This is a genomic window from Marinobacter sp. V032, assembly GCF_052645435.1.
The window spans coordinates 198,108-219,738 of the sequence record NZ_JBQXYE010000002.1; the positions used below are offsets into that span (position 1 = coordinate 198,108).

Genomic DNA, 21,631 nt, shown 5'->3' on the forward strand with positions numbered 1-21,631 from the left:
TGTTCAGCACATGTGCTGCATTTGCCACAAGTGCCATAAATATGGACATCAGGGCATGGAATGCCCGGGAGATTCAGCGTGCGCGCAGGGATTGCTGCATTCGCGGGCGGCGTCATCTTACTTTATTGTATCGGCGAAATACCACCGTGGCAGGGGCTCCTAGTTGCTCTGAGTGGTCTCGCCGCGATCGCGGCTGCTTATTCGCCGGGCCGCCGGGCGCTTCTGTTGGCAGTCTGCGTGCTCGCCGGACTGCTCTGGGCCGGCCTGCATGCGCAGTCCCGACTGGATTCCCGGTTTCCGGCAGCTCTCCCAACTGATGTCCCTTTCGAGGTCATTGGCTTCCAGTGTAGTCTTTCCGGACCCGGTAGTTACAACAGTCTGCGCTTTGATTTTTGCATAACACGCTGGGTCTCGCCCGATAAACGCCTTGCTGACGTTAAGAAAATACGTCTTTCGCTATATGGCGATCACCCTGAATCGCTTCCTCATCAAATGCGGTTGACCGTTCGTCTCAAGCCCCCTCATGGCACCGTCAATCCTGAAGGGTTTCGCTACGAAACCTGGTTGTTCCGGCATGGGTATGACGCAACAGGGAGCATCAAGGCCTCGGCGCCAGAACAGGCGGAGTGTGGTGTGCACTGCCACTATAGCGAATACAGGGCCAGTATCGCCGGCTGGCTGCAGCGCCATTATGGAACCATGCGACGCTATCCGCTGATCGAAGCACTGGTGCTCGGAGAGCGACGCTATCTTGAGTCCGCCGACTGGGAACGTTTCAGGGTGACGGGCACCTCTCATCTGATTGCCATTTCAGGACTGCATATCGGATTGATAGGGGTGTTAGGCGCAGCTTTGGCCAGGGCTTTGCTCCGGTGTGTGCCGAGCCGCTTTATGGGTTCCCGGGCCCGTCGGCGGTGGGTCGTGGGCACCAGTATGTTGTTCTGCTTGTTATATGCCTTGCTTGCCGGATTGTCGGTGCCGACGCAGAGGGCGCTGGTCATGGCGATAGTTGCCAGCGTGGTCTATCTGCGAGGTCGGCTTTCGGGCTACTGGACTGCCTGGTTGATTGCATTGGCCGGTGTTTTGCTGATCGATCCTTTTGCACCTCTGGATGGTGGGTTCTGGCTATCATTCGGCGCTGTCGCCTGTCTGATTATGGTGTTCTCAGGCCGATTGCGTCGAAGTGGTGCGGTAAGGTCATTGCTGATTGCCCAGTGTGCTATCGGTTTCGGGTTGTTGCCTGTTTCTTCGGCACTGGGGTTAACGGCAGCACCATTGGGCTGGCTAGCCAATATTCTGGCCATTCCGTGGCTTTCTCTGGTGGTCATGCCGGTCTTGATGATGGGTATTCCGGCAGGTGCTTTCTCTGAAGTGCTAAGGGAGCCGGTCATGACAGTAATTGACGTGGTGCTGGGGGCGATGACGGGCGGCCTCGAATTCATTGCGTCAATGTCGCCGCCTGCTGCTACGGTGCTGTTTTCCCTGTCGATCTTTCTCGCCTTTGTGATGTTGCTGTGTCTGTTCCCGGTACCGAATTTGCTACGTCGCAGGATTGCGACTGCGGGAGCGATAAGCGTTTTGACGGTTGTGGGCTGCAGTGCAGTCATGAAGCCTGTTAACCGATTTGTTGAGCGTCCGGAGTTGTGGGTTTGGGATGTTGGGCAGGGGCTATCGGTGATGTTTCGGGATGGTCACGATGTGATGCTTTACGACACCGGGCCGGGTTCACCATCCGGTGAGACGTCCGTTGGCTCGGCCATTTTGCCAACGTTGAGATCGCTGGGTGTGAATCGCTTGTCACTGCTGGTAATCAGTCACGGTGATGCAGACCATGCCAGTGGTCTGGATGAGCTGTTGGGTGCTTTGCCGGTAGATCAGGTGGTGAGTGGTGATAGCGAGCGGGTTCGGCGCCTCGCTGGCGCTAAAGCCAAGCACTTCGAACCCTGCCAGAACCATCAACCGGCAGAGGTAGGGAAAGGGACTGTGGGCTTCTGGCAGCAGGCCCCCAAGCCAGTCGGCAGCATGATTGAAGGGAATGATGCCTCGTGTGTCGTGCGAATCCGGTTTGAGAGTGCTGAGATTATTGTCCCCGGCGATATTTCAATAAAAAACGAAGGGTTATGGCTTGGCGATAACGTCATTGCTGAAAATGTGTCCCGTCTGCTCCTTGCGCCACATCACGGGAGTAAAACATCCTCGGGAGCTGAATGGATCCGCCAGCTTGATCCGGAGCACGTCGTTTTTTCGTCAGGTTTTCGCCATCCCTATGGCCATCCCGCAGCCTCAGTGGTTGATCGTTACACGAAATCAGGCGCACAGGTATACAGCACAGCGTTGTCGGGCGCTTTGCGTTTTGTCTATTCGTCTGAAGGCTGGATTGTACATTCGTTGCGCAACGGCGCTCCTTTCTGGATTGAGCCAGGGCGCACACCGTCGGGCAATGCGCTATAGCGGGGTGTAGCGAGTGGCGTTTGCTGTGCTAAAGTAGCGCGCGGCTGTATCCATATCAGGGAGAACAAAGAGTGTTTGAGCTTCTTCAGGCAGGTGGCATCATCATGGTGCCGATCATTGCGTGTTCCATTCTAGCGCTTGCCATTATTCTTGAGCGTTTCTGGTCATTGCGGGTATCGCGTGTGGCACCCCAGACCACGCTGAATGAACTGTGGCGCTGGATCAAAAAGAAAGAACTGAATGCGCGCAAGCTGAAGGCTCTTCAGGCCTCGTCACCTATGGGCCGGGTGCTCGCTGGCGGTCTGATGAACGCCAAGCACGGTCGCGAGATCATGAAGGAAAGCATCGAGCAGGAAGCGAGCCAGGTTATTCACGAACTGGAGCGTTTCCTCAATCCGCTGGGCACGGTCGCCACCATCACACCGCTTTTGGGTTTGTTGGGTACGGTAATCGGTATGATCAAGGTGTTTGCGGAGATCCAGCTTGCAGGTGTTGGCGATGCCGGTAACCTGGCTGGCGGTATTTCGGAAGCACTCATGACAACAGCCGCGGGCCTTAGCGTTGCGATACCGGCGCTGATCTGCCACCGCTATTTTCTCCGTCGGGTTGATGAACTTGTTGTGAACATGGAGCAGGAAGCCATCAAGCTGGTAGAGGTCGTCCATGGCGATCGTGAAATCGACGTAGAGGGAGCCTGAGCGCCGTGAAGTTCAAGCGCCAGAGAAGTCAGGAAGTCAGTGTTGATCTCACACCCCTGATCGATGTTGTCTTTCTGCTTTTGATATTTTTCATGGTCTCGACCACATTTACCCGAGAAAGCCACCTCAAGGTTGATTTGCCTGAAGCCAGCGGTGACGCTGCTGAATCCCAGGCCAGTCAGGTTGATGTTGTGATCACAGCTGACGGTCAGTACGCCGTTAACGACAGGGTACTGGTCAATAACCAGAAGCAGACGTTGCAGAAAGCGGTTGAAGAGATCTCTGCCGGAGATTCCAAGTTGCCCTTTATTATCACGGCGGATGGTCAGACACCGCATGAATACGTGGTCAGGGCTATGGATGTCGCGGGTCATCTGGGATTTGTGAAACTCAGTATTACCACTCAACGCGCTGCAGAAGACAAATGATAGCGCCCTCGGTGATGCCGGGGGTTGCGTCTTTGATCGATCAGGAATCGGGACCCAAATATGACAGCGGACTCCGCGACCAACTGGCAGACCTATAAGCGCCTGCTGAAATATGTAAAACCTTTCTGGGTCGCTTTCTCTCTGGCGGTCGTTGGCAACATTATCTACGCCGCCGCGTCGACAGGCATGGCGGCGGCAATGGAATACGTCATCAAGGCGATTGAAAACCCCACCGAACAGAACAGAATTTTCCTGACAGCACTGATCGTCGGCGTGTTTGCTTTCCGCGGGTTGGGTACCTTCCTTGGGCAATACTACATCAGCTACGTCGGCAGACAGGTCGTGAATGCGTTGCGCACCGAGGTGTTTGAGCGGCTTTTGAAACTTCCGTCCCGTTTCTATGATGACCACTCGTCAGGGCACCTTGTGTCCAAGCTGACCTTTAACGTTGAGCAGGTTGCGGATGCCACCACCAATGCGGTGACAATCACCTTGCGTGAAGGTCTGACCATCGTCGGGCTGCTGTGCTTCATGCTGTGGACCAACTGGAAACTGACCCTGATTTTTGTGGCCGTCGGACCGATTATCGGCTTTGTGGTCCGTTATGCGAGCAAGCGTTTTCGCAAGCTGAGTCGCCGTATCCAGGGCTCAATGGGTGATATTACCCATGTGGCGTCTGAATCGATCAGCGGTTATCGGGTAGTCCGGATCTTCGGCGGCGAAGAGTACGAACGCGAACGCTTTCGCGGCGTGAGTGAGCAGAATCTGTTGCAAAGCCTGAAAATGGCGTCGACTCAAGCGATCAGTGTGCCGATTATTCAGGTACTGGTTGCCTTGGCAATTGCCGGGTTGGTGTGGCTGATGCTGGCACCTGAAATCCGGGGTAGCATGACCACCGGTCAACTCGTCGCGTTTATAACGGCGGCGACCACCATGGCGAAGCCCATACGTCAAGTGACGTCAGTTCATTCCAAAATACAGAAAGGTGTTGCTGCAGCGCACGATGTGTTTGAAACGATCGACGAACCACCCGAGCAGGATGGTGGTGAGTTTTCTCCTGCCAGGGTCAAGGGCGATATCAGCTTCAAGGATGTGTCGTTCCGCTATCGCGACCAACTGGATAATGTGCTGCAGGGAATTGATGTTGAGGTTCCCCAGGGGCAGAGCGTGGCACTGGTAGGGCGATCAGGTAGCGGCAAATCAACCATGGTGAGCCTGTTGCCCCGATTCTATGACCATACCGGTGGCGATATCCTGATTGATGGCGTGCCTATTACCGATTACACGTTATCAGCTCTGAGGAATCAGATCGCACTGGTGACCCAGAATGTTGTGTTGTTCAATGATTCCATTGCGGCCAATATTGCTTACGGGGCCTTGCGTCAGCACAGTCTGGAAGAAATACGTGAAGCGGCTGCCAAAGCCCATGCGCTCGAGTTCATTGATCGCATGCCGGAAGGCATGGACACGCTGATCGGTGACAACGGTGTGATGCTTTCGGGCGGTCAACGTCAGCGGCTGGCGATCGCCAGGGCATTGTTGAAGGATGCGCCGATTCTGATACTCGATGAGGCGACATCGGCTCTGGATACGGAGTCCGAGCGCCATATTCAGTCTGCGCTTGATGTGGTTATGCAGGGGCGGACAACGCTGGTCATTGCGCACCGCCTTTCAACCATAGAAAAGGCTGACCGGATTCTGGTTATGGATGGCGGACGCATCGTTGAATCGGGCACTCATCAGGAGTTGCTTGATATGGCGGGCGTCTATGCGCAACTGCACCAAACAGATTTCAGCGAAAACCCATGACGGGCATGGTTGACCGGCTCTGGTACGGTCGACGCAGGCCTTTGTGGCCTTTGTGGCCATTGGCGTGGGTGTACCGGCGTGTGACACGTTCTCGCCGGCAGGCTTTCCTGTCAGGTACTGCTCCGGCGCAAAGGCCGCCGCTTCCGGTTGTCGTGATTGGCAATATTACCGCCGGTGGCACCGGCAAATCTCCTCTGGTCCTTGCCGTTGTATCCCATCTTAAAGCTGCCGGCTGGCGCCCGGTCATTATCAGTCGCGGTTATGGCGGCAAAAGTGATGTTTACCCGGTTCGGGTTGATGCCAATACCCCAGCTGCTCTTTGTGGCGACGAGCCCAAAATGCTATCGGAGCAGGCCGGTGTGCCGGTGTATGTCGACCCTGTCCGGGCAAACGCAGCCGCTAGCGCCTATAAGGACAACGCCGGTGATGTGCTCATCTGTGATGACGGGCTCCAACACTACGGCCTTGGTCGTGATATCGAGATTGCCGTTATCGATGGCGCTCGCGGCTTTGGCAATGGTGCGCCGATTCCCGTCGGGCCGCTCAGGGAATCGCCTGACCGATTAGGCAGCGTCGACGCCATCGTATGCAACGGCAAACTTATTGATGGGCTGGATCAGTTTGGCGCCGCTTCCGTGTCACTGATGACGTTTGAGTCGGTATGCTTGGTTAATCTGGTGACAGGGGAGCACAGGTCTCCTGGCTGGCTGGACGGTCAGCGCGTCACTGCAATCGCCGGAATAGGGCATCCTGCCAGGTTTTTTACCGCTCTTGAAGCGCTCGGGGCCAACCTGGAGCCGCAACCACGCCCCGATCACCACACGTTTACTGCGGCAGATTTAAGCCGGCCCGAAGGTCAGCTGCTTGTCATGACGGCCAAGGATGCAGTGAAATGTCGGGAGTTTGCGGACGATAAGTGCTGGTCACTTGAAGTTGAAGCGCGCTTACCGGATGCTTTCTGGAAGGCGCTGGATCATAAACTGACCTCGCTCGAAACGACGCCGGGTCATCTCAAAGAGAAGCGAACTGATGGATAAAAAATTGATGGCGATGCTCGCATGCCCTGTCTGTAAGGGCGAGCTTCAATTGAAGGCGGATCGCACCGAACTGATTTGCCGTCCGGATGGCATGGCATTTCCAATCCGTGAGGGCATTCCGGTAATGCTCGCAACCGAAGCGCGCACGCTGACAACAGACGAGCGTTTGGATAAGGGATAAATCGCCCCGAACCGCTAAACTCAATCCATATTCTGTTTTCGAGCAACCTATGTCTTTTAGTGTCGTTATCCCGGCCCGGTTTGCATCTACTCGTCTTCCCGGCAAGCCCTTGCTTGATATAGGGGGGCGGCCGATGATCGAGCATGTTTATCTGCAGGCCAGTGCAAGCGAAGCCGAGCGCGTCATTATTGCGACAGATGACGACCGTATATTGGACGTTTGCCGTGGGTTTGGTGCCGAGGTGGTCATGACGGCAGTCGATCATTCGTCCGGCACTGACCGGCTTGAAGAAGTCGTTCGCAATCTTTCTTTTCCATCGGATGCCTGTATCGTCAATGTTCAGGGGGACGAACCTCTCATCCCTCCGGCGCTTATCAATCAGGTTGCGGCGAACCTGCAGGCCAATCCGGATGCGGCCATTGCGACGCTCTGCGAGCCCATCGAAAGCCTGGAGCAGGTACTGAACCCCAACGTTGTGAAAGTCGTGCGGGACCTGCAGGGGTTTGCGCTTTATTTCAGCCGCGCGCCGATCCCTTGGCCAAGGGACGCCTGGGGCAGCGCATCTGCAAGCGGTGTGGAACGGAAAAAGCCCGCAGGCGTCGACTATTTCCGGCATATCGGGATCTATGGCTACCGTGTCGGCTTACTCCATGACTTTGTCACCTGGTCACCATCACCACTGGAAAGCAGCGAATCGCTGGAGCAGCTGCGGGCAATGGAAAACGGCGCACGGATTCATGTCGATATCGCGGCAGAAGTGCCGCCGGGCGGTGTTGATACGCAGGAAGACCTGGATCGTCTCAGGGCTCTTTTTGAAGCCCCCGCGACTAAGGGGAGGCACGCCTGATGCCACAGCCTATTCGGGTGCTGTTTGTTTGTCTCGGGAATATCTGCCGCTCGCCAACAGCGCAGGGCGTATTGGAAGGGCGGTTGAAGGCTGCTGGTCTGGCAGACAGTGTTTCAGTTGATTCTTGTGGTACCGGTAACTGGCACGTTGGAGAGCCGGCCGATGCCCGTGCTTCGGCCGCCGCGAAAGCGCGGGGTTACGATCTCTCAGCGTTGAGGGCGCGCCAGTTCGTACCGGAAGACCTTGACGAATTCGATTACGTATTGACGATGGACCGGCAAAATCAGCGTGATATTGCTGCTTTTGCTTCCGTGCATTCCCGAACCCAACCCCGGCTATTTCTGGAGTTTGCAGGTGACGCTGCTGAGCAGGAAGTGCCTGATCCCTACTATGGTGGTCAGGATGGCTTCGCGCATGTGCTGGACCTGGTGGAAGCGGCATCCGACGGTCTTATCGAGGTGATAAAGGAGCGCCTCAAGTGAGCGCTATCCCCCTTTCGCCACGCAAGAACGCGTCCCTTCAATCGCTAAACACCCTGCGATTTTCAGCTGAAGCCGCCTGGCTTCAGGTTATCGACAGTGTCGAGACTCTGGGACAGGCACTCGCCTGGGGGCGGGAGCGATCGCTACCCATGCTGGTTTTGGGTGGCGGCAGCAACGTGGTCTTTGGTGGTGATTTTCCGGGTCTGGTTTTGCAGGTTGCCTTGCGGGGTAGGTGTTGGAGTCAGGTCGATAAAGATACCGCTATCCTTGAGCTGGGGGCCGGTGAAAACTGGCATGACACTGTGATGTATGCGGTTCGGTCCGGCTATCGGGGTATTGAGAATCTGGCGTTGATTCCGGGAACGGTCGGTGCGGCGCCCATCCAGAATATCGGCGCCTATGGCGTTGAGTTGTGTGATGCGCTCCAGAGCGTGAGAGCCTGGGATTGTGACACAGGAGAAGTCGTGGTCTTGTCCCGCGATGATTGCCGGTTCGGTTACCGGGACAGTATTTTCAAACAACAGCCGGAACGGTACGTGGTGCTCGGGATCAAACTGAAGCTATCCAGAACCGCGCCATTTAACCTTGCCTACCGGGATCTTCAGGAATACTTTGCTGATAGAACAGACCCTTCCACGTTAACGGTCGATGATGTGGCAGATGCGGTCATCAAAGTCCGCAATCGCAAGTTGCCCAATCCTGATATGTTGCCAAACGCTGGCAGCTTCTTTAAAAACCCGGTGGTATCTCGCCGCCAGTATGATGATCTGCTGGACCGCTTTCCGGATCTGGTTGCCTATGTTGCAGATGATACAGCCAAGTTGGCGGCGGGTTGGCTGATAGACCAGTGCGGCTGGAAGGGGTTCCGTGAAGGCCATGTGGGTGTTCACAGCAAGCAGGCACTGGTGCTGGTGCACCACGGTAATGGACAAGGGATCGAACTGTTGTCGCTCGCTGGCCGAATCCGCGATGACGTCAAAGCCCGTTTCGGTGTGACGCTGGAGGTTGAACCGCGGATATTTCCGTTATCAATGCGTAATCGTTATAGGCTGTGAGCCCCAGAAAACAACGGATATAAAAAAGCCACCTGGGACGAAGTGTCCGAGGTGGCTTTTTTCATACAGGCCTTCTTAGCCGCACTTGCTGTCACCGCAAGACAGGCAGGTCGCGCAGCCATCCATCACGATCACGGCCTTGGTGTTGCACTTGCCGCATAGTGTCGCGTTGGACGGGTAGTCGCCAGTGGTATCGTCGTTGGTCGACTGGCGCGATTCAAACTCCGCGCGCTTTTCGGCCAGTACGCGCTTGGCAACGTCGCCCAGTTCATCACTTTCGATCAGGCCGATGGCCTTCATGTGTTTCTCGATCACGGCGCCAATTTCGGCCACCAGCGAGGGCATGAAGACACCGCCCTTTTTGAAGTATCCACCGTTGGGGTCGTATACCGACCGCAGCTCTTCTACCAGGAAGGTAACATCACCCCCTTTGCGGAACACGGCAGAGATAACGCGGGTGAGGGCGATGACCCACTGGAAGTGTTCCATCGACTTGGAGTTGATGAAAACCTCGTAGGGCTGACGGCTCTCGTGGTCCGTGTCTTCATTGAGCAGGATGTCATTGATGGTGATATACATCGCGTGCTCAGCAATGGGCGGCTTGATTTTGTAGGTGGTACCTAGCAAGAAATCAGGGCGCGCAATGTACTCGTTCATCTGGACCGGCTGGGCCTGGGTCTCAGCCGGGGCAGCCTGTGCGTCGGAAGCGTCATCTTTGATAACGCGGTAGCCGACAATTTTTTTATCGATTTTTACCGTCATGATGCTGTGTCCTATCTTGTCCTGTGCCGAAGTAACGGATCAATATTTGCCGTAGGTGCCTTCTTTGAGGGCGTCGAAGAGGTTGGCGGCGGTATGTAATTCGCCGTCGTACTCCACTTCTTCATGACCCTTCAGGCTGACTTTGGAGCCGTCATCCAGAGTAAATTCATACGCTGTGCTTTCGAGATCCTTCTGCTTGACCAGAACACCCTGGAAGGCTTCCGGGTTAAAGCGGAATGTTGTACAGCCTTTCAGTCCCTTTTCAAATGCGTACATGTAGATGTTTTTGAAATCCTGATAAGGGAATTCCGTTGGCACGTTTGCAGTCTTGGAAATCGACGAATCGATCCATTTCTGCGCGGCGGCCTGAATATCGACATGCTGAGTCGGGGAGACGTCGTCAGATGTTGTGAAATAAGCCGGCAGCTTCAGCTCGGTTTCTTCCGAGAAAGGCATTGCCTTGGCATTGACCAGATGGCGATAAGCCAGCAGCTCATAAGAGAAAACATCGACTTTCTCTTTGGTTTTACGACCTTCACGAATCACGTTGCGGGCGTAATGGTGGGAGAAGCTGGGCTCAATGCCGTTGCTGGCATTATTCGCCAGCGACAGGCTGATAGTGCCGGTCGGTGCAATTGAAGTGTGGTGCGTGAACCGGCCGCCATGTGCGGCCAGCTCTTCTACCAAACCGGGCTCGACCTCGGCGATTTTCTGCATGTAGCCGCTGTACTTGGCATGAAGAACACGACCGGGAACCTTGTCGCCTTCCTTGATGCCATCAGCGCGCAGTTGAGGGCACTTGGCCAGCATTTTACCGGTCACTTCGAATTCGTCGAGCATGATCGGTGCGGCGCCTTTTTCTTTGGCCAGCGACAACGACTGGCGCCAGCCTTCAACTGCCATTTCGCGAACGACGTTGTCAGTGAAGGCAATGGAGTCCTCTGAACCATACGGCATGCGCAGCATGGCCAGTGTCGAGCCAAGGCCAAGAATACCCATGCCGTGACGGCGCTTGTATTCGATTTCGTGACGTTGCTCGGCAAGCGGCAAGCCGTTGATTTCGACAACGTTATCCAGCATCCGGGTGAAGGTGCCTACCACTTTGCGATATTTTTCGTAGTTAAAGCTCGCTTTGTCGGAGAACGGATAATCAACAAACTTGGTCAGGTTAACCGAGCCCAACAGGCAGCTACCGTAGGGTGGAAGCGGTTGTTCGCCGCACGGGTTGGTGGCGCGAATGTCTTCGCAGAACCAGTTGTTGTTCATCTGATTAACTTTGTCGATCAGGATGAAGCCTGGCTCAGCGTAGTCGTAGGTAGAGGTCATGATGCTGTCCCAGATGAACTGGGCTTTTACCGTTTTGTAGATGCGGCAGGCGACTTTGCCTTCATCATTGGCGACATAACCATCCAGAATAGGGAAGTCACGGTAGACGTACTGGCTGGCGTCAGACAGGTCCAGTGACTCGGCTTCGGCTTCCTGCTCGGTAATCGGGAACGACAGGTGCCAGTCGGCGTCGTTTCTGACGGCTTCAATAAAATCTTCGGTAATCAGCAGAGACAGATTGAACTGGCGCAGGCGGCCATCTTCACGTTTTGCCTGAATAAAATCGATAACGTCAGGGTGGTGAACGTCGAATGTCGCCATCTGGGCACCGCGACGACCACCGGCTGAAGACACGGTGAAGCACATGCGGTCGAAGATGTCCATAAAGGACAAGGGGCCGGAGGTCGTCGCGCCGGCACCTGCAACATAGGCGCCTTTGGGACGCAAAGTGGAGAATTCATAGCCGATACCGCAGCCGGCTTTCAGCGTCAGACCGGCTTCATGGTTTTTCTCCAGAATGTCATTCATGGAGTCATTGATGCTGCCAGACACGGTGCAGTTAATCGTTGAGGTCGCGGGCTTGTGCGCTTCGGCGCCGGCATTGGAAATAATACGACCGGCAGGGATAGCGCCGTTCTGCAGGGCCCAGACAAATTCCTTGAAGTATTTGTCGCGCTTGGCTTTGGCTTCAACATTGGACAGGGACCGGGCAACCCGCTCGTAGGTGTCCTCGATAGTGGCGTCAACCGGATCGCCGCTTTTGGTTTTCAGCTGGTACTTACTGTTCCAGATATCCAGCGAGGTATCCTGCATCGGAATGGTAGAGATCAGTTCCTGTACTTTTGCGCTCATGCCGCCCTCATATAATCCTGTTGTTGCTCGATTCAGGTCTCTGCGTACCTGTCCCTGATCCAGAAAGACTGGACCTGCTAACTGAAAACCAGTGTGCTTCGGTTTGTCGTGAAACACTACATCTGGTGTTTGCTTGATGTTGGTGGTCGACCGGTATTTCTGCAAGTCGCGTCGGGCGTGTGTTTGGGGTGTCAAGCGATCAAGGATTGTTCAGTCCAATTCGTGATCGCTTGAAAATTCACCAAAACCCAATATAGCCGGTCAATTTCGAGTGAGTATAACAGGATATTGTGGTCTGTGAAGAAAAGGGAAACTATCGCTGACACCGGATATGCACCTAAAAATCAATCTACGGTAACTTGAATTCGACATGCTTTGCCGCTATCGGTCGATTTTTTCGCCAGCCGACTTCACTACATGTTGTGTTTTACAAGGGTTTACATTTCAACACTTAACAATGAGTGAACTGTGACCTTCGGCACGTCGATAGACTGGACGTGTCGCTAAAGTGAGAACATGGAGGGAATCTGCGTGGTATCGCTTCATGATGTGTTGATACTAATAAAAGCAAAAAGGAACTCGACTATAATGAAAGGCCTGAAAATAAAAAGCTTAGTGCTATGTATGGGCCTGGTGCCCATGCATAGCTTTGCTGAAATACAGCCCCTGAATGAGAGTGAAATGGGTAGTGTTACCGGTCAGGCCGGTGTCACTATCGAGCTCGAAACCAAGGTGAACATTGACCAGTTTCGGTACATTGACGAAGGCACGCTCGCCATCAGTGATATCGAAATTGGCGGCACAAACAGAACCGACCTGTTTGCCGAAATGGGCACTAATCTGACCGGAACCACTCCCAGTGACTTGCTGGACAATATCCGGATCAACATCGACGTGAAAAGCGACGGTGATGCGATAATCAACGTCCTGCCTCAGCAATTTGGTGCTGTTGATTTCAGAATCAGCACCGGTGCATGGGAGTTGAAAGGCGCAAACGACAGTACCACCATTCTGGATAATTTCCAGATGGACGCGCTGGCCGGTTCAGCCACTATTCGTGTCGATACTGCGACGGACAAGCTTAATTTCAAGACCGATATCGCGATTGATGATATGGATTTCGACGCGCCTTTCCTGGCGGTTGGTGTGCGTGATCTGCGACTAACGGGTGCGGATTATGATCTTGATGCGCCGACACCGCTGCGAGTGTTTTCGTACGTCGAGTTTGATATCTACAAGAGTACACGTCACGACGGCGGAGATGCGCTGGCGATCGACCTGCAGGAGTTCAACTCCGATATCACCATTGGTGGCGTGCTGATTGGTGGTACATCTATTGGTGCTATCGCACTGGATAACCTGTCGATACAGAACACGGCAATGCGAGTCTACGGCCACTGATCCATTGGTAGCCTGAAACGAAAAAGCCGCGGCTTCTCAGCTCGCGGCTTTTTTATTGCCATACAAAAAGCTATTTGAATGGATTAACTCAGGAGCAAGCTGTCATCGGTAATTTCGATACCGCGCTGCTTTTCGAAAAGCCCCAGCAGATCCGGAACCGTAAGCCCTTTTCGATCCTCGCCGTGTATATCGAATACCACTTTGCCCTGGTGCAGCATAACAGTGCGAGTACCTACTTCGAGTGCCTGCTTCATGCTATGGGTGACCATCAATGCCGTCTTCTTCTGATCCTCGATAATCCGACAGGTGAGGTCCAGCACGAAGGAGGCTGTGCGTGGGTCCAGCGCAGCTGTGTGTTCGTCCAGCAGCAAAATACTTGAAGGGTTCAAGCTGGCCATCAACAGACTCACCGCCTGACGCTGGCCTCCTGAAAGCAGTCCCATTTTGTCCGAAAGCCGATTTTCAAGGCCCAGGTTGAGGCCAGAAAGGCCCTCGCGGAAGCGATCCCTGTAGCGAGCCTTGACGGCTGATCCCAGCATGCGTGGCATGCCGCGTTTAATTGCGAGGGACATGTTCTCTTCAATGGTCAGGTCTTCGCAGGTACCTGCAAGGGGATCCTGGAAAACCCGGGCAACACGGCCCGCGCGCTTATGGGTCGGAAGTTTGGTGACGTCGACACCATCGACTTCGATCTTGCCGCTGTCGACAATCACTTCGCCGGAAAGCGCATTCAGAAAGGTAGATTTGCCGGCACCGTTACTGCCGATGACCGTCACGAATTCACCCTGATTTACTGTCAGGCTCATGCCCTTGAGGGCAGGATTCTCAAGAGGCGTGCCTTTTCCAAACGTCAGGTGAAGGTTATCAGCGCTGATCATCGCTCAACTCCGTGAAAAGAAGGATTTGATGGAATGGCGCGCATTAGGTAACACAATCGCAAGTGTGACCAGCACGGCCGTGACCAGGTTGAGATCCTGTGTTTGCAGACCAATGAAGTCCGCATTCAGTGCCAGAGCGATGGCAATGCGATACAACACAGCGCCTACCAGGCAGGCGAGCAGGGCGCGGAATACCGTTCGCGGAGAAATAACGGCCTCACCACCGATAAGGGACGCCAGGCCCACTACGATTACACCGACGCCCATGGTGACATCTGCTGCACCCTGACTCTGCGCAAAGAGCGAGCCAGCCAGCGCGACCAAACCGTTAGAGAGTGCCACACCCAGAATAATCATCCAGCCCGTCGCAATACCCTGTGCCCGCGCCATTCTGGGATTCGCGCCGGTTGCGCGCATGGCGAGCCCGGTTTCCGATTGCATAAAGCGCCAGAGAACAAACAGGCCGATGATGGCGATCAGCAAGAACAGCAGCACCGGCACCTGGTGATAGGCGAGGCCAAGATCGTACCAGGGAGTGAGCACGGTTTCTTCGCCGAGCAGCGCGATGTTGGGGCGCCCCATAATCCGCAAGTTCACGGAATAGAGCGCGATCATCGTAAGAATCGAGGCCAGCAGGTTCAGGATGTTGAGTTTGACGTTGAGGAGGGCAGTAACGGCGCCTGCACCCATCCCGGCAATAATGGCTGCACCTGTTGCCAGCCATGGATTGTAACCGCCAATAATCAACACTGCAGAAACAGCCGCCCCAAGAGGAAAGCTGCCGTCGACCGTGAGATCCGGGAAGTTGAGTACCCGGAACGAAATGTAGATTCCAAAAGCAACCAGGCCATAGATTAGGCCTGTTTCAAAGGCGCCGTATAGGGCAATTTCACTGAGCATGACGGTACTGATATCCCGGTGTATCGCGTGGCAGTTTGGGACTCACATTGTGAATCAATTTGTGATTTGGGTGTCCTTACTCAATGACCTCAGCCGCGCTGCTGATCACATCGTCGGATAAGGTTACGCCCATCCGCTTGGCCGCCGCCGGGTTCACATGCAAAGACAGCTCTTCGACACCGGTAACTGCGATGTCGCCCGGCTTTTCACCGTTCAGAATGCGCGCGACTACTTTGCCTGTGTCGCGCCCGACGTCGTAATAATCAAAACCCAGTGCTGCAACAGCGCCGCGGGAAACGGTTGCGGTATCGGCTGCGAATACAGGGATCTTGGCGCGCTCACCGACCGATATCACGGCTTCAGCTGCCGAGATCACCGTGTTGTCAGTGGTGAGGTAAATGGCATCGGTGTTGCCGACCAGTGAGCGGGCGGCAGCCAGAACCTCAGATGTCTTGGTGGCGGCGGCCTTGACGAGAGTCAGTCCACGCGCCTTGAGCTTGGCATCCAGCTGTTCGACCAGCGCAACGGCATTGGCTTCACCGGGGTTATAAACAGTGCCGATTCGCTTGGCGTCTGGAACGATGCGCAGCATCATGTCCAGGTGCTTGTCGATCGGCAGCATGTCGGTAATGCCTGTGATGTTGGCTCCTGGCTTGTCGAGTGATTTCACCAGACGCGCACCCACCGGATCGGTAACCGCAGAAAATACAACAGGGATTTCTCGTGCGGCTGCCGCGACGGTCTGGGCTGATGGTGTGGCGATTGCCACGATGACATCCGGCTGGTCGCCTACGAACTTGCGTGCGATCTGGGCTGCAGTGGCGGTATTGGCCTGCGCACTTTCATGCATATAGGTGACGTCGGTACCTTCAGCGAACCCTTCTTCGGTTAGCTCGTCTTTGACACCCTTGTAGACGGCATCAAGCGCTGGATGTTCGACGATCTGAGTGATCGCAACCACCTTTGGGGCAGCGTGGACTAGGCCGGTCAGGCCCATCAGTAGGGCGATAAAGCCAGTGCGCAGAATAGTGCGATTCATTTGCGAATTCTCCCGATCCATATGCGAGGGTGCCGGTATGCCCGAATGGGCCTTCGAAAAGCCGCGAATTCTAACACAGTTCGGGCGTTTCGCTCTTTAGGTGTAAGTCGCAGTCCTTGAGCGGTGTTACCCGGTGTTGGCTTTGCGACGGTATAAGCGCAGCGTTCGCAGGTTACGCCAGGCCTTGAGGATGGTGTAAACGAAACCTGCCACGAAGAAACAGCCCAGAAGCACCAATGCGAAATGGCTTGAGCTGGCGCCGGCATTCGAAAGCTGAATTGCCTTTACGGCATCAAGCAGGTGGTGGATGAGCAGATAAAGGGAAAAGCCGATGCCCACGATCGATGTTGCGAGTTGGGTAATCGATATCATGAAAGGGTGAATATTTGCCTGATGTCCGCAAAAGCTGCATTGGAAACGGTCCATCGGATCGGGCTGGTCCAGCTTTGATACCGGATCCATCAACCCTTTGTTGCACTTGATGCAGACATACATGGTGGCAGTATTCCCCGTCGTTCTGTGAAAAGCGGCATGATGACGTGCTTGTCGGTTATCCGGCTTTCAGTTGAACTCAAACCCTGTCAGTTCTTATATTGCAGGCGGCTTCGACAATTAGTTGAAAACCTGTCACATTTTGTGAGTCGTTGGTGTGTTGAAATAATGGGTATGCAGGCGCTTAAGACCCCTTTATTGCAAAAGCATCAGCCGTTGTTGTTTTCAGTCGCTGTACTGACGAGCACGACCGAATGCAGGCATGATACCGTTGGTGTAGTCCAAAAAACAAAATACAAATACACAGGCAAGGATCACATGGACACCAAAAACAAACTTCCTCTCGAGATGATTTACCACTGGGAAACCGCCAAAGCTGAAGACATCTATATGACGCAGCCAACAGGCGGAGGCCAGGTTGTTGATTACACCTGGCGTCGGGCTGTTGGTGAGGCCCGGCGTATGGCGTCTTACCTCAAGTCGTTGAATCTGCCAGCCGGCAGCCGTATCGGGATCATGTCCAAAAATTGTGCTCATTGGATTATGTCGGATTGGGCGATCTGGATGGCGGGCCACGTTTCCGTGCCGTTATACCCGACCCTGAACGCTGACACCGTGCGTTATACGATAGAGCATTCAGGTTTGGAGGTACTCTTTGTCGGTAAGCTCGATGATTGGGAAACAATGAAACCGGGTGTTCCGGAAAATGTCTTGTGCCTGTCGTACCCGCTGAGTCCGAAGAATGACTTCAAAAGTTGGGATGATATCGTCTCCAAGTTTCCGCCTCTGGAAGAAAACGTTGAGCGTGATCCTAAAGAGCTGGCAACCCTTGTTTACACCTCTGGCAGTACCGGCAGACCTAAAGGCGTTATGCTCGATTTTGCTAGCCTGGGCTATGCCGCTGCCGGCGGTATTGATGCGCTCGAAGTCACGCCAAATGAGCGCATGTTGTCGTACCTGCCGCTGTCCCATGTTTTTGAGCGCTTCGTGGTGGAATTGGGCTCAATGCACAGCGGCTTTCGACTCTACTTTGCGGAATCGCTCGACACCTTCGTTAACGATCTGAAGCGGGCGCAGCCTACCCTGTTCCTGGCGGTGCCTCGCATCTGGACGAAGTTCCAGCACGGGGTATTCGAGAAGATGCCTCAGAAGAAGTTGCAAAAGCTGCTGCGCATTCCGGTTCTGAATCGCGTCATCAAGAAAAAGATCCTGACCAATCTGGGGCTGCAGCACGTGAAATTTGCAGGTAGCGGATCAGCGCCACTGTCCCACGATATTCTCGATTGGTATCGGGGGCTCGGGCTTGAGCTGCTTGAAGGCTACGGTATGTCCGAGAATTTTGCTTACTCTCATATGACCAAGCCGGGTCGTGCCCGCACAGGCTATGTTGGTGAGGCTTTGCCAGGCGTTGAAGTGAAAATCAGCGATATCGGGGAAGTACTTGTAAAAAGTCCTGCCACAATGAATGGCTACTACAAGGATGAGGAAAAGACCCGTGAAACCTTCTCCGAGGACGGGTTTTTGCGAACCGGTGATAAAGGGGAAATTGATGAACTCGGCAGGCTCAAGCTCACCGGACGCATCAAAGAGATCTTCAAGACAAGCAAGGGCAAGTACGTGGCGCCTGCGCCGATTGAGAACCGTTTGATGAGCCACCCGGATATTGAAATGGTGTGTGTGTCGGGCGCCAATTACCCGCAACCCCATTGCCTGGTCATGCTATCCGAAGAGGCTCAGCGCAAGACGGCAGATGAGGCTTTCCGCAAGGAGCTGGAAACCAGCTTTGCCAGTCTGCTGAAAGATGTCAATCAGGCGGTTGATCCGCATGAACAGCTCAAGTTTATTGCAGTGGTCAAAGATGAATGGAACATTGAGAATGACTTCCTTACGCCCACAATGAAGCTCAAGCGCAATGTGGTGGAGGATGCGTATAAGCGTGATCTGGATAGCTGGTACGAGCAGCGCCAGTCAGTCATTTGGGAATAATTTCTGGTTATCGTTGCGCTTTTAAGGGCAGCGCCTGATGAGCGCAACGGAATAAATAGTGCTGAAGTGAAAAGGAAGAGCAAAAAAGGAGCCTGACAGGCTCCTTTTTTGTGGGCGTCGGAGTGTGATTCCGGATTCTATTCTGGCTTTGCTAGTGAAAGGCCCGTGACTGGGAGATGGAGCGGCTCATCAATATGATGGGAATGATCCCGGCAAGCACGATAATTAACGCGGGTAGCGCGCTTTGCCGCAGCATCTCGTCTGAGGCGTATTGGTAGACCTGCGTCGCCAGTGTTTCAAAGTTGAAAGGGCGCAAAATCAGTGTTGCGGGTAGCTCTTTCATGCAGTCTACAAATACGACCAGCGCAGCTGTAAGAAGCGTTCCTCGCAACATCGGGAAATGAACGTGGATGAGTGTTTTTCCGGGTGGATGCCCCAATGATCTGGAGGCCATATCCATACTCGGCGTGACTTTCTGGAGCGCGCTTTCGATGCTTCCGGCTGAAACGGCAAGAAATCGCACGGTATAGGCAAATATGATGGCGAACGCCGTACCGCTTAGTAGTAGGCCGCTATTCCAACCAAACCAGCGTTCCATTTTCAGATCCAGCCAGTTATCGAAGCCAGCCAGCGGAATGATGACACCAACCGCAAGCACAGCACCAGGCATAGCGTAACCGAGGCTGGAAAGACGCATCAGAAATCGAATGCCCGGCGTATCGTGCAGGCGGCGGCTGTAGGCGAGCAGGAGTCCGATAAGCAGGGTGGTGAAGGCAGCTGTTCCGGAAAGAAACAGACTGTTGAGTGCATTTCGTACGAACTCTGTGGTCCAGCTTTCACTGAAATAGCTGATGGCGTAGTGGGTCAGCATGGCGGCCGGGATAACGAATCCCAATATGAATGGGAGCACGCAGGTCAGTATGCAAAGTGTCTGCAACGCTGGTGATAGTTTGAACCGGTGAATGGGGTCTCTGAGGTCCCGGGCGGCAAACTGCTGCTGGCGGCGGCGGGAATAGCGCTCAAGTGTGACCAGAATCAGCACGAAGGTCAGCATCACAGTGGCGATTTGGGCGGCACCTCCTATGTTGCCAAGGTTCATCCAGGTGTCAAACAGGCCGGCTGTCAGTGTATTCACTGCAAAGAAATCAACGGTGCCAAAATCATTCAGTGTCTCCATCAGCACCAAAGAAAGACCCACGGCGATGGCTGGTCGGGCGATAGGGAGCACGACACGGAAAAAAGTGCTGATAGCCGATTGACCAAGGCTTCGGCTGACGGCAAAAAGTGAGGGTGACTGCTCAAGAAACGCAGCACGAGCAAGCAGGTAGATGTAAGGGTAAAGCACCAGACCGATCATGATAACGGCACCCGGCAGGCTTCGAATGGACGGAAACCAGTAGTCGGCGGCGCTTTGCCAGCCAAAAACGTCACGTAGCATGATCTGAACCGGCCCGGCATAGTCCAGCAGGTCAGTGTACACATAGGCAATCACATAGGCGGGCACGGCAAACGGTAAGAGCTGAGCCCATTCAAAAAAGCGCCGGCCCGGGAACTCGCACATGGTCACCACCCAGGCCGTGGATATGCCGATGACCAGCGTCATAACCGAAACGCCGATCATGAGCTTAAAGGTGTTTGAAAGATAAATCGGGAGTGTTGTGTTCAGCAGGTGTGGCCAGATGTTGTCTTCCGGGAATGCGGCAAGGTAGAGCACCGAAAAAACGGGAAGTGCCACCAGCAAAGTGGTGACAAGAGAGGCCAGAATCCATCGCCGGGACGTTCCGGATCTCATCGGTTGGGGCGCAGATACTGGGTTGGCGGTTTGCGCCGGATGATTCATGGAAATCCTGTTGAAACGTCAAAGAGGCCGGTAACGCAGGGGAGTTTACCAGACCTCAGTGACGTCGCAATCTGAAGGACGTGTTTCAGCTGCTTTTAGTTATCGAAGTTCACGCGATCAACCATTTTGACCGCAGCTTCACGATTTTCAGCGATATCGTGCAGTGGAAGTGGGTCAGGATTCAGCTCACCCCAACCGGCAACGACCTTAGAGGGTGCCACTTCAGGGTTGGCCGGGTATTCAAAGTTAACCTCGGCGTAGATGTGTTGTGCTTTTTCAGTGGTAAGAAACTCCATCAGTTTGACCGCATTGTCACGGTTGGGAGCACTTTTGGTGAGTGCCATGCCACTGATGTTGATGTGCGTACCGCGACCCTCAGCGTTGGGGAATACGAGGTTGACCGATTCTGCAGCAGCATGTTCAGCCTTGTCATCAAGCATTTTGCCGTAGTAATAGCTATTGCCGATGGCAATGTCACAGACGCCTTCAGAAATCGCCTTGATCTGGTCACGGTCGCCGCCCTGAGGTTTGCGGGCAAGGTTGCCTTTAACGCCTTGCAGCCACTTTTCGGTCTCCGCCTCGCCATGGTGGGCAATCATGGAGCCGATAAGCGCGATGTTGTAAGGGTGCTTGCCGCTGCGCGTACAGATGCGGCCGTTCCACTTGTCGTCAGCCAGCTCTTCGTAGGTGGTGATTTCACCTTCTTTTACCCGGTCTTTTGACGTAAAGATCAATCTTGCCCGGGTCGTTAGCCCATACCAGAGCCCTTCAGGATGCCGCAGGTTTTCCGGAATGTCCTGAGTCAGGATCGGGGTTGTGATGGGGGCAGTCACGTCTTTTTCGACCAGTTCATTCAGGCGCGCAATATCAACGGTCAGCACGATGTCGGCAGGGCTGTTACGGCCCTCGCGTTGCAGGCGCTCAGCCAAGCCGTTTTTGGCGAAAACCACGTTGGCCTCGATACCCGTCTCTTCTGTGAATGCTTCGAGCAGAGGTTCAACTAGGTACGGCTGGCGATAGGAGTATATGTTGACTTCGCCTTCAGCCAATGCGGCTGTGGAGGCTGTAGTCAGAGATCCCAGAACGGCGAGACTGGCCAGGATCGAGGCGCGCTTTTTCATGAAAGAAAGTCCTTGTATTGAGGGCGGCAGTGTTGCCACGCAAGAT

General features: G+C 54.4%; 19 protein-coding genes. 11 read left to right on the plus strand and 8 right to left on the minus strand.

Features of this window, described 5'->3' with window-relative positions; all coding sequences use genetic code 11:
* The first annotated feature begins 78 nt into the window (after positions 1–78).
* The 9 genes from ACUN9X_RS12490 (at position 79) to murB (ending at position 8,988) form a co-directional block, all read left to right on the plus strand.
* Positions 79–2,451 carry a DNA internalization-related competence protein ComEC/Rec2 gene (locus ACUN9X_RS12490; protein WP_445473313.1) on the plus strand — a complete coding sequence of 791 codons (2,373 nt, stop codon included), beginning with the start codon at positions 79–81 and terminating at the stop codon, positions 2,449–2,451.
* A gap of 71 nt (positions 2,452–2,522) precedes the next feature.
* The gene (locus ACUN9X_RS12495; RefSeq protein WP_260037765.1) at positions 2,523–3,149 is read left to right on the plus strand and encodes a MotA/TolQ/ExbB proton channel family protein; all 627 of its coding nucleotides are present in this window, start codon (positions 2,523–2,525) and stop codon (positions 3,147–3,149) included.
* 5 nt (positions 3,150–3,154) lie between these two features.
* Entirely contained in the window at positions 3,155–3,577 is a 423-nt protein-coding gene (locus ACUN9X_RS12500; RefSeq protein WP_445473314.1) for an ExbD/TolR family protein, read from the plus strand.
* A gap of 60 nt (positions 3,578–3,637) precedes the next feature.
* The gene (msbA, locus tag ACUN9X_RS12505) at positions 3,638–5,386 is read left to right on the plus strand and encodes a lipid A export permease/ATP-binding protein MsbA (RefSeq protein ID WP_445473315.1); all 1,749 of its coding nucleotides are present in this window, start codon (positions 3,638–3,640) and stop codon (positions 5,384–5,386) included.
* Positions 5,383–6,423, plus strand: a complete 1,041-nt coding sequence (lpxK, locus tag ACUN9X_RS12510; protein ID WP_445473316.1) for a tetraacyldisaccharide 4'-kinase — start codon at positions 5,383–5,385, stop codon at positions 6,421–6,423. Before msbA ends, lpxK begins: the two co-directional genes overlap by 4 nt.
* The gene (locus ACUN9X_RS12515) at positions 6,416–6,604 is read left to right on the plus strand and encodes a Trm112 family protein (RefSeq protein WP_260037758.1); all 189 of its coding nucleotides are present in this window, start codon (positions 6,416–6,418) and stop codon (positions 6,602–6,604) included. Before lpxK ends, ACUN9X_RS12515 begins: the two co-directional genes overlap by 8 nt.
* A 49-nt stretch (positions 6,605–6,653) precedes the next feature.
* Positions 6,654–7,451 (plus strand): 3-deoxy-manno-octulosonate cytidylyltransferase, encoded by a 798-nt coding sequence (gene kdsB, locus ACUN9X_RS12520; RefSeq protein ID WP_445473317.1) that lies wholly within the window; start codon positions 6,654–6,656, stop codon positions 7,449–7,451.
* Positions 7,451–7,933 carry a low molecular weight protein-tyrosine-phosphatase gene (locus ACUN9X_RS12525; protein ID WP_445473318.1) on the plus strand — a complete coding sequence of 161 codons (483 nt, stop codon included), beginning with the start codon at positions 7,451–7,453 and terminating at the stop codon, positions 7,931–7,933. The genes kdsB and ACUN9X_RS12525 overlap by 1 nt, the downstream gene beginning before the upstream one ends.
* Positions 7,930–8,988: a UDP-N-acetylmuramate dehydrogenase gene (murB, locus tag ACUN9X_RS12530; protein WP_445473319.1), complete on the plus strand. Its 1,059-nt coding sequence runs from the start codon at positions 7,930–7,932 to the stop codon at positions 8,986–8,988. The genes ACUN9X_RS12525 and murB overlap by 4 nt, the downstream gene beginning before the upstream one ends.
* 75 nt (positions 8,989–9,063) lie before the next feature.
* Here the strand turns inward: murB and ACUN9X_RS12535 are convergent, their stop codons facing one another.
* The gene (locus ACUN9X_RS12535; RefSeq protein ID WP_260037751.1) at positions 9,064–9,750 is read right to left on the minus strand and encodes a TSCPD domain-containing protein; all 687 of its coding nucleotides are present in this window, start codon (positions 9,748–9,750) and stop codon (positions 9,064–9,066) included.
* 39 nt (positions 9,751–9,789) lie between these two features.
* Entirely contained in the window at positions 9,790–11,928 is a 2,139-nt protein-coding gene (locus ACUN9X_RS12540) for an adenosylcobalamin-dependent ribonucleoside-diphosphate reductase (protein ID WP_445473320.1), read from the minus strand.
* Between the two features lie 588 nt (positions 11,929–12,516).
* Here ACUN9X_RS12540 and ACUN9X_RS12545 point away from each other — a divergent pair.
* Complete coding sequence (locus ACUN9X_RS12545) at positions 12,517–13,329, plus strand: DUF6160 family protein (RefSeq protein ID WP_260037747.1); 813 nt, start codon at positions 12,517–12,519, stop codon at positions 13,327–13,329.
* An 83-nt stretch (positions 13,330–13,412) separates the two neighbouring features.
* On the opposite strand, the gene ACUN9X_RS12550 is transcribed toward ACUN9X_RS12545, so the two are convergent.
* The 4 genes from ACUN9X_RS12550 to ACUN9X_RS12565 form a co-directional block, all read right to left on the minus strand.
* Positions 13,413–14,207 carry an ABC transporter ATP-binding protein gene (locus tag ACUN9X_RS12550; protein ID WP_260037745.1) on the minus strand — a complete coding sequence of 265 codons (795 nt, stop codon included), beginning with the start codon at positions 14,205–14,207 and terminating at the stop codon, positions 13,413–13,415.
* 3 nt (positions 14,208–14,210) lie between these two features.
* Complete coding sequence (locus tag ACUN9X_RS12555; protein ID WP_260037743.1) at positions 14,211–15,107, minus strand: ABC transporter permease; 897 nt, start codon at positions 15,105–15,107, stop codon at positions 14,211–14,213.
* A gap of 76 nt (positions 15,108–15,183) precedes the next feature.
* Complete coding sequence (locus ACUN9X_RS12560) at positions 15,184–16,146, minus strand: ABC transporter substrate-binding protein (RefSeq protein WP_260037741.1); 963 nt, start codon at positions 16,144–16,146, stop codon at positions 15,184–15,186.
* Between the two features lie 126 nt (positions 16,147–16,272).
* Positions 16,273–16,641 carry a hypothetical protein gene (locus ACUN9X_RS12565; RefSeq protein WP_260037739.1) on the minus strand — a complete coding sequence of 123 codons (369 nt, stop codon included), beginning with the start codon at positions 16,639–16,641 and terminating at the stop codon, positions 16,273–16,275.
* A 315-nt stretch (positions 16,642–16,956) separates the two neighbouring features.
* Between ACUN9X_RS12565 and ACUN9X_RS12570 the strand changes: the two genes are divergently transcribed.
* The gene (locus tag ACUN9X_RS12570) at positions 16,957–18,624 is read left to right on the plus strand and encodes an AMP-binding protein (protein WP_260037738.1); all 1,668 of its coding nucleotides are present in this window, start codon (positions 16,957–16,959) and stop codon (positions 18,622–18,624) included.
* 151 nt (positions 18,625–18,775) lie between these two features.
* On the opposite strand, the gene ACUN9X_RS12575 is transcribed toward ACUN9X_RS12570, so the two are convergent.
* Together ACUN9X_RS12575 and ACUN9X_RS12580 are read right to left on the minus strand one after the other, a co-directional pair.
* On the minus strand, positions 18,776–20,464 hold the full coding sequence (locus ACUN9X_RS12575; RefSeq protein ID WP_260037736.1) for an ABC transporter permease: 1,689 nt from the start codon (positions 20,462–20,464) through the stop codon (positions 18,776–18,778).
* A 95-nt stretch (positions 20,465–20,559) separates the two neighbouring features.
* Complete coding sequence (locus tag ACUN9X_RS12580; RefSeq protein ID WP_260037734.1) at positions 20,560–21,585, minus strand: Fe(3+) ABC transporter substrate-binding protein; 1,026 nt, start codon at positions 21,583–21,585, stop codon at positions 20,560–20,562.
* Between the last annotated feature and the right edge of the window lie 46 nt (positions 21,586–21,631).

Coding starts and splice junctions, on each gene's coding strand:
- msbA (WP_445473315.1), top strand. CDS start 3,638: ATGACAGCGGACTCCGCGACCAACTGGCAGACCTATAAGCGCCTGCTG.
- lpxK (WP_445473316.1), top strand. CDS start 5,383: ATGACGGGCATGGTTGACCGGCTCTGGTACGGTCGACGCAGGCCTTTG.
- ACUN9X_RS12515 (WP_260037758.1), top strand. CDS start 6,416: ATGGATAAAAAATTGATGGCGATGCTCGCATGCCCTGTCTGTAAGGGC.
- kdsB (WP_445473317.1), top strand. CDS start 6,654: ATGTCTTTTAGTGTCGTTATCCCGGCCCGGTTTGCATCTACTCGTCTT.
- ACUN9X_RS12525 (WP_445473318.1), top strand. CDS start 7,451: ATGCCACAGCCTATTCGGGTGCTGTTTGTTTGTCTCGGGAATATCTGC.
- ACUN9X_RS12535 (WP_260037751.1), bottom strand. CDS start 9,750: ATGACGGTAAAAATCGATAAAAAAATTGTCGGCTACCGCGTTATCAAA.
- ACUN9X_RS12540 (WP_445473320.1), bottom strand. CDS start 11,928: ATGAGCGCAAAAGTACAGGAACTGATCTCTACCATTCCGATGCAGGAT.
- ACUN9X_RS12545 (WP_260037747.1), top strand. CDS start 12,517: ATGAAAGGCCTGAAAATAAAAAGCTTAGTGCTATGTATGGGCCTGGTG.
- ACUN9X_RS12550 (WP_260037745.1), bottom strand. CDS start 14,207: ATGATCAGCGCTGATAACCTTCACCTGACGTTTGGAAAAGGCACGCCT.
- ACUN9X_RS12555 (WP_260037743.1), bottom strand. CDS start 15,107: ATGCTCAGTGAAATTGCCCTATACGGCGCCTTTGAAACAGGCCTAATC.
- ACUN9X_RS12560 (WP_260037741.1), bottom strand. CDS start 16,146: ATGAATCGCACTATTCTGCGCACTGGCTTTATCGCCCTACTGATGGGC.
- ACUN9X_RS12565 (WP_260037739.1), bottom strand. CDS start 16,641: ATGTATGTCTGCATCAAGTGCAACAAAGGGTTGATGGATCCGGTATCA.
- ACUN9X_RS12570 (WP_260037738.1), top strand. CDS start 16,957: ATGGACACCAAAAACAAACTTCCTCTCGAGATGATTTACCACTGGGAA.
- ACUN9X_RS12575 (WP_260037736.1), bottom strand. CDS start 20,464: ATGAATCATCCGGCGCAAACCGCCAACCCAGTATCTGCGCCCCAACCG.
- ACUN9X_RS12580 (WP_260037734.1), bottom strand. CDS start 21,585: ATGAAAAAGCGCGCCTCGATCCTGGCCAGTCTCGCCGTTCTGGGATCT.